This is a genomic window from Rhodococcus sp. DT1 (assembly GCF_049844875.1).
Classification (GTDB): Bacteria; Actinomycetota; Actinomycetes; order Mycobacteriales; family Mycobacteriaceae; genus Rhodococcus.
The window spans coordinates 69769-82638 of the sequence record NZ_JBNCLW010000008.1 but is presented as its reverse complement, the minus strand read 5'-3'; the positions used below and the strand labels follow the sequence as shown (position 1 = coordinate 82638).

The following is a 12870-nucleotide window of genomic DNA, read 5'->3' as shown; positions in this document are numbered from 1 at the left end:
GTCAGTTCAGCCGAAGCTCGGCTGCGGCGCGCAGTTGGTCGGATTGGTGCTTGAGCACGACCCCGAGGGTGGTGCGCACGGCCGCGTCGTCGAGTGTGTCGAGCCCGAGTGCGAGCAACGTCCGGCCCCAGTCGATGGTTTCGGCCACCGACGGCACCTTCTTGAGTTGCATGCCGCGCAGCACCCGCACCGTGCGCACGAGTTGCTCGGCGATCGCGTCCGGAAGTTCCGGTACGCGGCTCGCGAGGATCCGGCGTTCGAGGTCGGCGTCGGGGAAATCCAAATGCAGGAACAGACAGCGCCGCTTGAGTGCTTCGGACAGTTCGCGGGTGGCGTTGGAGGTCAGCACGGCGAAGGGCTTACGCGTCGCGACGATCGTGCCGAGTTCGGGGACGGTGACGGCGAAGTCGCTCAGCACCTCGAGCAGCAGACCCTCGATCTCCACGTCCGCCTTGTCGACCTCGTCGATGAGCAGCACCGTCGGATCCTCGCGGCGGATGGCCGTCAGCAGCGGGCGGGAGAGGAGGAACTCTTCCGAGAACACGTCTGCCTTGGTCTCGTCCCACGATTCGCCGGCCGCGGCGTTCGCGCCGGCGGACTGGATCCGCAGAATCTGCTTCGCGTGGTTCCACTCGTAGAGCGCGCGGGATTCGTCGACACCCTCGTAGCACTGCAAGCGAACCAGTTCCGCGCCGGACGTCTGGGCGACGGCCCGCGCGAGTTCGGTCTTGCCGACACCGGCGGGCCCCTCGATGAGCAGCGGCTTGTCGAGCCTGTCGGCGAGGAACACCGCGGTGGCCGTGGCCTTGTCCGCGAGGTAACCGGTCTCCGCCAGGCGATCGATCACTTCCTGGACATCCGCGAAGATCGGCGGGGTGATGGGCAGCGCACGATCCACGCTGAGTCCTTTCGTCGGGCCGGCCGGGTTCAGGCCGGGCGGGTGTGGCCGGCGCCCCACACCACCCATTTGGTGGAGGTCAGCTCCGGCAGGCCCATGGGACCCCGGGCGTGCAGTTTCTGCGTGGAGATTCCGATCTCGGCTCCGAACCCGAACTGCTCACCGTCCGTGAAGGCCGTCGACGCGTTGACCATAACGGCTGCTGCATCGACACGGGCGGTGAACTCCCGGGCCGCCGCGAGATCGGACGTGACGATGGCTTCGGTGTGACCGGTTCCGTACCGATCGATGTGCTCCACGGCCGCATTCAGGTCGTCGACCACCGCGAGCGCAACGTCGAGCGTGAGGTATTCCTGCGCCCAGTCCTCTTCGGTGGCCGGGATCAGACCGGGCAGGTCGCCGTGCACGGTCACGCCGTGCGACTGCAGTGCCTCCAGCAACTGCGGGACGGCGGTGTCGGCGACGGCCTTGTCGACCAGGATCGTCTCCGCCGTGTTGCACACGCTGGGCCGGCGGGTCTTCGCGTTCACCACGATCCTCTCGGCCATCTCGAGGTCGGCGGCGGCGTGGACGTATACGTGGCAGTTACCGACACCGGTCTCGATGGTCGGCACGGTGGCGTCCCTGACGACCGCGGCGATCAGACCGGCACCGCCGCGCGGGATGACCACGTCGACGAGCCCGCGGGCCTGGATGAGATGGGTGACCGACGAACGGTCGGCGCTGGGCAGCAGTTGCACCGCGTCGGCCGGCAGTCCCTGTGCTTCGAGCGCGGGGCGCAGCGCGGCGACGAGCGCGGCATTGGAACGTGCCGCCGAGGAGGAACCGCGCAACAACGCCGCGTTGCCCGACTTGAGCGCAAGACCGAACGCGTCGACGGTGACGTTGGGGCGGGCCTCGTAGACCATCCCGACGACCCCGAGCGGCACCCGCAGCTGCCGCAATTCGAGTCCGTTGGGCAGCGTCGAACCGCGGACGACTTCGCCGATCGGGTCCGGCAATCCGGCGACCTGCCGCAGCCCCGACGCGATGCCGTCGACGCGTGCGGCCGTGAGCCGCAGCCGGTCGAGGAGAGACTCTTCCGTACCGGCCGCGCGGGCGGCGTCGATGTCTTCGGCGTTGGCGGCGAGCACGGCGTCGGTCGCGGCGAGCACGGCGTCGGCGGCCGCGTGGAGCGCGGCGTCCTTCTCGGCAGTGGTCAGCAACGCAAGACGTCGGGACGCGACGCGGGCGCGGCGGGCCGCGGCATGCACGGCTTCACGGGTGTCTCCGGCGTCGGTCACCACTGAGTCGGGAGTCACGGCAGTCATGCCCACAGCCTAGTCGTGGATACGGGGGCTCCGACAAGCGCGGCGCCCGTCCGGGTCAGCGAAGACCGGTGCCTCGTGCGAGCGCGGTCCGTACGAGCGTGTCGACGAGTTCGCGGTACCCGATCCCGGTGGCTTCCCACATCTTCGGATACATCGAGATCGACGTGAATCCGGGCATCGTGTTGATCTCGTTGATCACCGGCCCGTCGTCCGTGACGAAGAAGTCGACCCGCGACAGGCCCTGGCAATCGAGGGCGCGGAACGCGCGGACGGCCATGTCGCGGATTTCGTCGGAGACGGCGGGGTCGAACTTCGCCGGTACGTCGAACTCGCACACGTCGTCGAGGTACTTGGTGTCGAAGTCGTAGAACGCCTCGTGGTCGCCGGAGGTGTCGGGCATGCGGATCTCCGCGACCACGCTGGCCCGCACGTCTCCGTCGGGGAACTCGAGGACGCCGCACTCGACTTCGCGTCCCACGATGGCGGATTCGACGATAACCTTCGGATCGTGCGCTCGGGCTCTGCCGACGGCAGCGTCGAACGCCGCCCAGTCGGTGACGCGGCTGACGCCGATCGACGATCCGCCGCGGGCCGGCTTGACGAAGACGGGAAGTCCCAGTTGCTGCTTCTGTTCCTCGGTGAGGGTGGCCGTACCCGGCCGCATCACGATCTGGAAGCCGACCGGCAGCCCCTCCGCGGCCAGCAGTTTCTTGGTGAACTCCTTGTCCATTCCGGCTGCGCTCGCGAGCACCCCGGGACCGACGTAGGGCACGTCGGCGAGTTCGAGCAGTCCCTGGATGGTGCCGTCCTCCCCGTAGTGGCCGTGCAGCACCGGGAAGACCACGTCGACCGACGCGAGCACCTTGCCGAATTCCCCCGCGTCGAGGGCGACGATGTCGCCGCTTCGGGTGGGGTCTGCGGTGAGGACCAGCGACGAACCGTTCGCGTCCACGACGGGCAGTTCGCGCCCCGCCTTGGCGAGCCGCGCCGGGTCGGTGTCGCCGAGCACCCAGGACCCGTCGGTCGTGATCCCGATCGGGACGACGTCGTACTGCTCGGGGTCGAGGTTGCTCAGAATACTGCCCGCCGACAGACAGGAGACGGAGTGTTCGTTGCTGCGACCGCCGAAGACGACGGCCACCCGGGTTCGGGGCGTACTCACGGCACAAACCGTACCGGTAAGCCGCGCTGTCTCCCCAGCCGCGTCCCGATCCGCCCGCACGCCCGGCCCGCCGCCCGGGATGTCACAACGAGCCGAGGGCCGCGTGCAGGTCGCTCAGAAGATCGGCGGTGTCTTCGATTCCGCACGACAACCGGATGAAGCCGTCCGGCACGGGATCGCCCCAGCGAGCCCGACGATCCGCAGTGGTGTGGATACCGCCGAAACTCGTCGCCGGGAGAACGAGTTCGGCAGCGTTCACGAACCGATGGACGTCGGGTGCGCTGGGCAGCACGAACGTGACCAAGGGCCCGAATTTCTGCATCTGCGCGGCCGCCACCGGGTGAGCGGGGTCCGAGTCCAGTCCCGGGTATCGCACTCCGGTCACGGCGGGGTGCTCGCTGAGCATCCGGGCGACGGCGAGGGCGTTCGCGCACTGCCGTTCGATCCGCAGCCCCGCCGTTCCGAGACTGCGGTGGGCCAGCCACGTTTCGAACGGCCCGAGCACGGTGCCCGAGTGCAAGCGCTCGCGATCGAGCCGCGGGAGCAGCGCGGCGTCCGAGACCGCCACGTATCCGAACAGAAGATCGCTGTGCCCGCTGAGGGATTTCGTACCGCTGGCGACGACGATGTCCGCCCCGAGAGCGAGTGGGGTCTGCCCGAGCGGAGTGGCGGTGGTGTTGTCGACCAGCAGCAGCGCCCCCGCCGCGCTGCACAACTCGGCGGTGGCCCGTAGATCGACGATGTCGAGGCCGGGGTTCGACGGGGTTTCGGCGAGCACCACCGCGTTGTCTCCGGCACCGGCGAGGATGCTGCGCAGCGTTCCGTCGCCGAACTCGGCAACGGAGAGTTCACGAACCACTACGCCGTGGCCGGCGAGGAAGTCCTGCGCATAGGCACGCACCTGGTAATAACCGTCGGCGGGCACCACGACGGTCGCACCGGGACGGCTGAACGCTCTCAGCGCGACGGTGATCGCCGACATTCCGGATCCGACGACCCGCGCGGCGACAGCGCCTTCGAGCGTCGCGAGGGCTGTTTCGAGGGCACGCCAGCCGGGGTTGGACGCGCGTGCGTAGGTGTCCACCTCCGCGCTTTCGTCCTCGCCGAGAAGATAGGGCGCGGCGAATACCGGTCCCTGCTGGAGCGGCGAACCCGGCGTGCCTTCGGCGGCAACAGCTTTCACACAACGAGTGGAATCTCCGGTCATGTGCTTATTCCGGCTTGATTCGTCGGCCGAGCAGCAGACCGATCGCGTCGTGCACCGACATCCCCTCGTGGCACACCCGGTGCACCGCGTCGGTGAGGGGCATCTCCACGTCGTAGCTCGCTGCGAGCGCCCGCACCGATGTGCAGGACTTGACGCCTTCGGCGACCTGGCCGTGGGTGGCCTCCTGCGCACTCTCGAGCGACTCTCCTCTGCCGAGGCGTTCACCGAAAGAACGGTTACGGGACAACGGCGAACTGCATGTCGCGACGAGATCGCCGACTCCCGCGAGGCCGGCGAGGGTGGTGGGCATGGCGCCGAGCGCGACTCCGAGCCTGATGATCTCGGCGAGGCCCCGGGTGATGATGCTCGCGACGGTGTTCTCGCCGAGGCCGACCCCGGCCGCCATGCCGCACGCCAGCGCGATCACGTTCTTGCACGCGCCGCCGATTTCACAACCGATGACGTCGGAGTTGGTGTAGGGGCGGAAATACCCTGTGGCGCACGACTTCTGGATTTCCAGCGCACGCGTCGAATCGGGGCACGCGATCACCGTTGCGGCAGGCTGCCCCTCGGCGATCTCCCGAGCCAGGTTCGGGCCGGAGAGGACGGCGATGCGGTGCGGGTCGGCTCCCGTGACCTGGCCGATGACCTGGCTCATCCGCATGAGGGTGCCGCTCTCGATCCCCTTGGCGAGGCTGAGCAGGGTGGCGCCGGACCCGATGTCGTCGCGCCACGCCCCCAGGTTGGCGCGCAGGGACTGGCTCGGCACCGCGAGCACCGCGAAGTCGACGCCGTCGAGCGCCACACGATGATCGGTCGTCGCCCTCAAAGACGCGGGGAGCGCGACGCCCGGCAGATAGGCCGGGTTTTCGTGGCGCTCACCGATGGCCTGCGCCACCTCCGCCCGGCGCGCCCAGATCGTCACGTCGGTGCCTGCTTCTGCGAGCACCTTCGCGAAGGCAGTCCCCCACGACCCTGCTCCCAGAACTGCCGCTTTGGTCACAAATCCCCCTCTGTTCCCTCATTCGTTCCGACGCGCTTCCGGCACGCGCGTCACTGCACGCTGTTGCTTTCAGTATCGCCCAGGTGGACGGACGGCACCGCGACCCGCCCTCGCCCGCGACCGGCTGGCACAATCACGCCCATGCCCGCGGTGCACATTCTCGTCCCGGTCAAGGCCCTCGGCCTGGCCAAGTCGAGACTGGCGCATGCCCTCGAACCGGACGCACGCGCCGAACTGGTGCTCGCGATGCTCGAGGACACCCTCGCCGCAGCCCGGAACACCGACGACGCCGTGGTCACCGTGATCACCTCCGACCACCGGGTTGCGGCCGTTGCCCGACGGTCGGGCGCAGCGGTGCTCGCAGATCCCCCGGCCGCGAGCGGTCAGGACCGGCAGGATTCGCTGAACGCGGCCCTGCGATCTGCTGCCGAACACGCCCGGGACGACTCGCCCGGTGTCGATCTCGTCGCGTTGCAGGCAGACCTTCCCTCCTTGCGCCCCCACGAACTGGCCGAGGCACTCGAGGCGGCCCGCGCGACGGGGACCATGATCGTCGCCGACCACACCGGCTCGGGTACCACCGCACTTCTCCACTGCACGTCGCAGCGTCCGCTGCACCCCCGGTTCGGTCCGGACTCCGCGCACCGGCACCTCGAGGCCGGTGCCCTCGCCGTGGAGGCGCACCTGCCCGGCCTGCGACTCGACGTCGACACGATCGACGATCTGGGGGCCGCGGTGCGTCTGGGAGTCGGTGCGGCCACCGCCGCGGTGCTCGACCGGATCGGCTCCGCGCTTCCCTTCCCGTATCCGGCCTCCCGCCGGGAGCCTCATACTTCACCGGTTCCTGACACAATGGGACGGTGACCAACGGCGACACCCCCGAGCAGAGCGTCGGCATCGAACAGAGTGCCGGAACCGAGCAAGGTGCCCTCTCCGGCACCACCCGACCGCAGGGACGCGTGGCCACCGCCACCAGCGCCCCACCAGCGGCCATCGACTCCCAGCTGAAGACGAACCGCAACGACGGCCTGCCCCGCGATCGGTACCTCAACCGCGAGTTGAGCTGGCTCGACTTCAATGCCCGGGTACTCGCCTTGGCGGAAGACACTTCTCAGCCGTTGCTCGAGCGCGCCAAGTTCCTCGCGATCTTCGCGTCGAACCTCGACGAGTTCTACATGGTGCGGGTCGCGGGGCTCAAGCGCCGCGCGGAGACCGGACTGTCCGTCCGGTCCGCCGACGGCCTCTCTCCCCGGGCGCAGCTCGCGCTCATCGCGTCGAGCACGCAGGAACTCGCGGGACGGCACGCGCAGGTCTTCCTCGACTCGGTCCTGCCGGCTCTCGAAACCGAGGGTATCTCGATCATCAAATGGGCGGATCTGACCGCCGACGAACGTGGACGGCTCACGCGGTACTTCGCGGAACAGGTGTTCCCCGTCCTCACGCCGCTCGCCGTCGACCCCGCCCACCCGTTCCCCTACATCAGCGGTTTGAGCCTGAATCTCGCTGTGACGGTGAAGGATTGTGAATCGTCGGGCGAGCATTTCGCGCGAGTCAAGGTGCCCGACAACGTCGATCGTTTCGTCCGGGTCGACCGCGCCGGGTCGCTGCACGGCCTCGCGGCATTCCTGCCGCTCGAAGAGCTCATCGCGGCTCACCTGGACGTGCTGTTCCCGGGCATGGAAATCGTGGAGCACCACGCGTTCCGGGTGACACGCAACGCCGATTTCGAGGTCGAAGAGGACCGCGACGAAGACCTTCTCAAGGCGCTCGAACGGGAACTGGCACGACGACGGTTCGGTTCGCCCGTCCGCCTCGAGGTGTCCGACGACATGACCGAGCACATGCTCGACCTGTTGCTCCGCGAGCTGGACGTAGACCCTGCGGACGTCGTCCAGCTCCCCGGCCTCCTCGACCTGTCGTGCCTGTGGCAGGTCCACGCCGTCGACCGCCCGGATCTGAAGGATGTGCCGTTCGTTCCCGCAACGCATTTCGCCTTCGGGGAGAGGGAGACACCGAAGAGCGTGTTTTCGACGCTGCGCGAGGGGGACGTCCTCGTCCACCATCCGTACGACTCGTTCTCGACGAGCGTTCAGCGGTTCATCGAGCAAGCCGCCGCGGACAGCCAGGTCCTGGCGATCAAGCAGACGCTGTACCGCACCTCCGGTGACTCCCCCATCGTCGACGCACTGGTGACGGCCGCGGAGGCCGGCAAGCAGGTCGTTGCCCTCGTCGAGATCAAGGCGCGTTTCGACGAGCAGGCGAACATCAAGTGGGCGCGAAAACTCGAGCAGGCGGGCGTGCACGTGGTGTACGGCCTGGTGGGACTCAAGACCCACTGCAAGACCTGCCTGGTGGTCCGTCGTGAAGGGTCCACCATCCGCCGCTACTGCCACATCGGCACGGGCAACTACAACCCGAAGACTGCTCGGCTCTACGAGGACGTGGGTCTACTCACCTCGTCGCCGGAGATCGGCGCCGACCTGACCGACCTGTTCAACACCCTCACGGGTTACTCGCGGAAGGCGCAGTACCGCAACCTGCTCGTCGCGCCCCACGGAGTCCGCAGAGGCATCATCGAGCGCATCGACCGGGAGATCGAACACCATGCGGCGGGTCGGCCGACGCGGGTTCGCCTCAAAGCCAATGCCCTCGTCGACGAGCAGGTCATCGACGCCCTCTATCGGGCGTCCTGTGCCGGCGTCCCCGTCGAAATAGTCGTACGCGGCATCTGTGCTCTCAAACCGGGCGTTCCGGGCCTGAGCGAGAACATCACCGTGCGCTCCATCCTCGGCCGGTTCCTCGAGCATTCGCGCATCTTTCACTTCCTCGGCAGCGACGAGTGCTGGATCGGCAGCGCCGACATGATGCACCGCAACCTCGACCGCCGGGTCGAGGTCATGGTGCAGGTGAAAAACCCTCGGCTGGCGCATCAGTTGCAGGACATCTTCGATTCCGCGCTCGATCCGGCCACGCGGTGCTGGACCCTCGAGGCCGACGGCACATGGACGGCTTCCCCCGCGCCGGGCACGGCAGCGCGCGACCACCAGATGGAACTCATGCGCAGCCGCGCATCGTAAGCGGAGGCACCGGTGACCGATTCGTCCGATAAGCCGATGAAGGCCAACATCTTTGCCGCAGGTGCAGTGCTGTGGCGTCCCGCCGGTGGCGACCCCACCCGGCTCGCCGGTGGCGACGTCGAAGTCGCAGTTGTCCACCGGCCCCGATACGACGACTGGTCGTTTCCGAAAGGGAAACTCGACCCCGGGGAGACCGCAGTCGTTGCCGCGGTCCGTGAAATCCGGGAAGAAACCGGATTTCGGCCCGTCCTCGGCCGGCACCTCGGCCGGGTGACTTATCCGGTGCCCGGACACCGGAAACTCAAACGGGTGGACTACTGGGCAGCGAAGCCGGCCGACGGCGAGTTCGTCCCGAACGACGAAGTCGACGAATTGCGTTGGGTGACACCCGAAGCCGCGTTCGACCAGCTGTCGTATCCGATGGACCGCAGCGTGCTCCGGCGTTTCAGGTTGCTGCCCGCCGACACCGGGACGGTAGTGATCGTCCGGCACGCGAAGGCGGGAAGCCGCAAGAAACATCGGGGCGACGACCGAACCCGGCCTCTGGATGCGGCCGGCAAGACACAAGCGGCCGCACTTGTCCCCCAGTTGCGCGCGTTCGGCGGAGACAGCGTCACGTCGGCCGACCGCACGCGGTGCGTCGACACCGTGGCACCGTTCGCCGCGGACATCGGCGTCGAGGTTGCGCTCGAACCCTCGCTGTCGGAAGAGGAATACAACGCAGATCCCCAACTGGGCCGCAAGCGCGCACTCGACATCGTCGCGCGCGGTGGCACCCCGGTGATCTGCAGCCAGGGAAAGGTCATTCCCGATCTTGTCTCGTGGTGGGCTGCCCGGGACGGGATCACGCTCCCACCCGCCCGGAATCGCAAGGCGAGCATGTGGGTGCTCTCGCTGAAGGGCGACCGTCTCCTCGCGGCCGACCACCTCGACAGTCCGCTGCCTTCGAAGCAGTCCTGACCGCTTCGCTCACCCGGGTACGCATCCGGGTGAGCGACGGTCGCAGCATGGCATCCAGACGCCAACGGCGGCTACCGGAGATATCCGGTAGCCGCCGAGTGCCACCCGTCCCGCGCACACGCGAACCGGTGGTGGGCGCCGAACTGTTGCTCGGGCGCCGAATTACTTCTCGGTGCCGAATTACTTCTTGGCGGTCCTGCGGGCCGTGGTCTTCTTGGCCGGAGCCTTCTTCGCCGCCGCAGTGGTCTTCTTGGCCGCGGTGGTGGTCTTCTTGGCCGGGGCCTTCTTCGCTGCGGTGGTGGTCTTCTTCGCCGCGGTGCTCTTGGTCGCGGTGGTGGTCTTCTTGGCCGGGGCCTTCTTTGCCGCGGTCGTGGTCTTCTTCGCCGCGGTGCTCTTGGTCGCGGTGGTGGTCTTCTTGGCCGGAGCCGACTTTGCCGCAGTGGTCTTCTTCGCCGCGGTGGTCTTCTTGGCCGGAGCCGACTTTGCCGCAGTGGTCTTCTTCGCTGCGGTGCTCTTGGCTGCAGTGGACTTGGCTGCGGTCGTCTTCTTGGCCGCGGTCGACTTGGCGGCAGCGGTCTTCTTCGCAGCCTTCTTGGCGGCAGCGGACTTCTTCACTGCAGCAGCCGCACCGCGTTTGACGGCCGGTCCCGTGGCGGGGAGCTTCTGGGTACCGGCGATGACTGCCTTGAACTGCGCACCCGGACGGAAAGCCGGCACCGACGTCGGCTTGACCTTGACAGTCTCACCGGTGCGCGGGTTGCGGGCGACGCGCGCCGCACGGCGACGCTGCTCGAAGACACCGAATCCGGTGATGGTGACGCTCTTCCCGTCGTGCACCGCGCGCACGATCGCGTCCACAATGTGCTCGACGGCCGCCGTGGCGGTGCGCCTGTCCGAACCGAGCTTGTCGGTCAGAACGTCGATCAGCTCTGCCTTGTTCATGATTTCCTCCGCACATCTACGGTCCACCGTCAGACCGACTCCAGTCCACGGTAGACCCGCAAACGGACTAGAGTCTATGTGCCACGCGGATTCTCATGCAAATAAGTCGCAGGTCCCGGCTCGACCGAGGGGTCGAACCGAGACCTGCAGGGGCCTTTTCAGGCTCGGATCACGGGGCCGGAAGAGTCCGTGGTTTCCAAGAAGGCCTTGACTTTTCGTACTCGGAAATGGCTTCTACCTGGCGCAACGTCAACCCGATGTCGTCGAGACCCTCCAGCAGACGCCACCGTGTGTAGTCGTCAATAACGAACGGCACCACGGTCGTTCCGGCGGTCACTGTCCGAGTTTCCAAATTCACATCGAGTTCGAGCCCGGGCTGCTGTTCGATGAGTTTCCAGAGCAATTCGACGTCGTCCTGCTCGACCTGAGCGGCCAGAAGTCCGGCCTTTCCGGCATTGCCGCGGAAGATGTCGGCGAAGCGGGACGAAATCACAACCCGGAATCCGTAATCGGACAAGGCCCACACCGCGTGTTCACGCGAGGAACCGGTGCCGAAATCCGGACCGGCGACGAGAACGCTGCCACGGTCGAACGGCGGGGTGTTGAGAACGAATGCCGGATCGTTACGCCACGCGGCGAACAGTCCGTCTTCGAATCCGGTGCGGGTGACGCGTTTCAGATACACCGCCGGGATGATCTGGTCGGTGTCGACGTTGGACCGGCGCAGGGGAACGCCGATGCCCTTGTGAGTAGTGAAGGCTTCCATCGAAATATCTCCTCGGTCCTGTGCTCTAGTCCAGATCCGCCGGCGCGGAGAGGGTGCCGCGCACCGCTGTTGCGGCCGCGACTGCCGGGGAGACGAGGTGCGTGCGACTGCCCTTGCCCTGACGCCCCTCGAAGTTACGGTTCGACGTGGATGCCGACCGCTCACCCGGCGCAAGCTGATCCGGGTTCATGCCCAGGCACATCGAGCAGCCGGCCTGACGCCATTCCGCCCCTGCGGCCGTGAAGATCTCACCGAGACCTTCTTCCTCCGCCTGACCACGAACACGCATCGAACCGGGCACGACCAGCATTCGCACACCGTCGGCGACTTTTCGTCCGTCGAGCACTTCGGCGACGGCGCGCAGATCCTCGATCCGTCCGTTGGTGCAGGAACCGACGAACACGGTGTCGATCTTGATGTCGCGCAGCGGCATACCGGGTTCGAGGTCCATGTACCGAAGGGCCTTCTCGGCAGCAGACCGTGCGGTCTCCTCCGCGATCTCCTCGGGCACCGGCACCGTGGAGCCGAGCGGTGCACCCTGGCCCGGGTTGGTTCCCCACGTCACGAACGGGGTGAGCGCACTGCCGTCGATGCGGACCTCTGCGTCGAAAACCGCGTCGTCGTCGGTCTTCAGCTGTTCCCACGCTTCCACGGCCGCGTCCCAATCCGCGCCCTTCGGCGCGTGCGGACGACCCTTGATGAACTCGTAGGTGGTGGCGTCGGGAGCGATCATGCCGGCGCGCGCGCCTGCCTCGATCGACATGTTGCAGATCGTCATCCGCGATTCCATGGACAGCTTGCGGATCGCCTCGCCGCGGTATTCCAGGACGTAACCCTGCCCACCGCCGGTACCGATCTCGGCGATGATCGCGAGAATGAGGTCTTTGGAGGTGACGCCGGGCTGGAGTTCGCCGTCGACGGTGATCGCCATGGTCTTGAAAGGCCGCAGCGACAGCGACTGCGTCGCCATGACGTGCTCGACCTCGCTGGTGCCGATACCCATTGCGAGCGCACCGAATGCCCCGTGGGTGGAGGTGTGGCTGTCGCCGCACACCACCGTCATGCCGGGCTGGGTGAGTCCGAGCTGGGGCCCGACCACGTGGACGATGCCCTGGTCGAGGTCTCCCATCGGATGCAGCCGGACGCCGAACTCCTCGCAGTTGCGACGCAGCGTCTCGACCTGCGTGCGCGAGATGGGATCGGCGATCGGCTTGTCGATGTCGATCGTCGGAACGTTGTGGTCCTCGGTCGCAATGGTGAGATCGGGGCGGCGCAGCGAACGCCCCGCCAGCCGCAGGCCGTCGAAGGCCTGCGGACTCGTCACCTCGTGCACGAGGTGCAGGTCGATGTAGATCAGATCCGGCTCTCGCGCCGAACCTTCTCCTCCACCACGCACGATGACGTGCTGATCCCACACTTTCTCCGCCAGAGTCTTTCCAGCCATCTTCTCCACCTGTCGTACGTGACGAACGCGAGACCGATTCAGGGCTGTCCGGCCCGCGTATGGTGTCGTCCCCGCCTCGTTCCGCATGCGTTATGCTTCCC

11 protein-coding genes are annotated in these 12870 nt (G+C 67.3%); 3 read left to right on the top strand and 8 right to left on the bottom strand.

Translation table 11 applies throughout. The annotated features are described in order from the left end of the window. Window position 1: 1 nt before the first annotated feature. The 5 genes from ACLQ3J_RS19390 to ACLQ3J_RS19370 form a co-directional block, all read right to left on the bottom strand. The gene (locus tag ACLQ3J_RS19390) at window positions 2-898 is read right to left on the bottom strand and encodes an AAA family ATPase (RefSeq protein WP_169620349.1); all 897 of its coding nucleotides are present in this window, start codon (window positions 896-898) and stop codon (window positions 2-4) included. A gap of 29 nt (window positions 899-927) precedes the next feature. Next, window positions 928-2208 carry a glutamate-5-semialdehyde dehydrogenase gene (locus ACLQ3J_RS19385; RefSeq protein WP_296549253.1) on the bottom strand — a complete coding sequence of 427 codons (1281 nt, stop codon included), beginning with the start codon at window positions 2206-2208 and terminating at the stop codon, window positions 928-930. 55 nt (window positions 2209-2263) lie between these two features. Next, window positions 2264-3370, bottom strand: coding sequence for a D-alanine--D-alanine ligase family protein (locus tag ACLQ3J_RS19380; protein WP_425904180.1), 1107 nt, complete (start codon window positions 3368-3370; stop codon window positions 2264-2266). Between the two features lie 82 nt (window positions 3371-3452). Further along, a complete protein-coding gene (locus ACLQ3J_RS19375) occupies window positions 3453-4577 on the bottom strand; it encodes a cystathionine gamma-lyase (RefSeq protein ID WP_425904179.1) in 1125 nt (374 codons plus the stop codon). A 4-nt stretch (window positions 4578-4581) separates the two neighbouring features. Beyond that, entirely contained in the window at window positions 4582-5580 is a 999-nt protein-coding gene (locus ACLQ3J_RS19370; RefSeq protein ID WP_425904178.1) for an NAD(P)H-dependent glycerol-3-phosphate dehydrogenase, read from the bottom strand. A gap of 141 nt (window positions 5581-5721) precedes the next feature. On the opposite strand from ACLQ3J_RS19370, the gene cofC reads away from it, so the two are divergent. Genes cofC through ACLQ3J_RS19355 form a run of 3 tightly spaced genes read left to right on the top strand, consistent with a single transcriptional unit; the run spans window position 5722 to window position 9617 of the window. Then, window positions 5722-6444, top strand: coding sequence for a 2-phospho-L-lactate guanylyltransferase (gene cofC, locus ACLQ3J_RS19365; RefSeq protein WP_425904177.1), 723 nt, complete (start codon window positions 5722-5724; stop codon window positions 6442-6444). Continuing rightward, a complete protein-coding gene (locus ACLQ3J_RS19360; protein ID WP_425904176.1) occupies window positions 6441-8657 on the top strand; it encodes an RNA degradosome polyphosphate kinase in 2217 nt (738 codons plus the stop codon). Before cofC ends, ACLQ3J_RS19360 begins: the two co-directional genes overlap by 4 nt. A 12-nt stretch (window positions 8658-8669) precedes the next feature. After that, complete coding sequence (locus tag ACLQ3J_RS19355; RefSeq protein ID WP_169620355.1) at window positions 8670-9617, top strand: NUDIX hydrolase; 948 nt, start codon at window positions 8670-8672, stop codon at window positions 9615-9617. Between the two features lie 180 nt (window positions 9618-9797). Here the strand turns inward: ACLQ3J_RS19355 and ACLQ3J_RS19350 are convergent, their stop codons facing one another. The 3 genes from ACLQ3J_RS19350 to leuC form a co-directional block, all read right to left on the bottom strand. Then, complete coding sequence (locus ACLQ3J_RS19350) at window positions 9798-10559, bottom strand: HU family DNA-binding protein (RefSeq protein WP_169620356.1); 762 nt, start codon at window positions 10557-10559, stop codon at window positions 9798-9800. Window positions 10560-10728: 169 nt separating this feature from the next. Continuing rightward, window positions 10729-11325 carry a 3-isopropylmalate dehydratase small subunit gene (leuD, locus tag ACLQ3J_RS19345; protein ID WP_169620357.1) on the bottom strand — a complete coding sequence of 199 codons (597 nt, stop codon included), beginning with the start codon at window positions 11323-11325 and terminating at the stop codon, window positions 10729-10731. A gap of 25 nt (window positions 11326-11350) precedes the next feature. Continuing rightward, window positions 11351-12778 carry a 3-isopropylmalate dehydratase large subunit gene (gene leuC / locus ACLQ3J_RS19340; protein WP_425904175.1) on the bottom strand — a complete coding sequence of 476 codons (1428 nt, stop codon included), beginning with the start codon at window positions 12776-12778 and terminating at the stop codon, window positions 11351-11353. Between the last annotated feature and the right edge of the window lie 92 nt (window positions 12779-12870).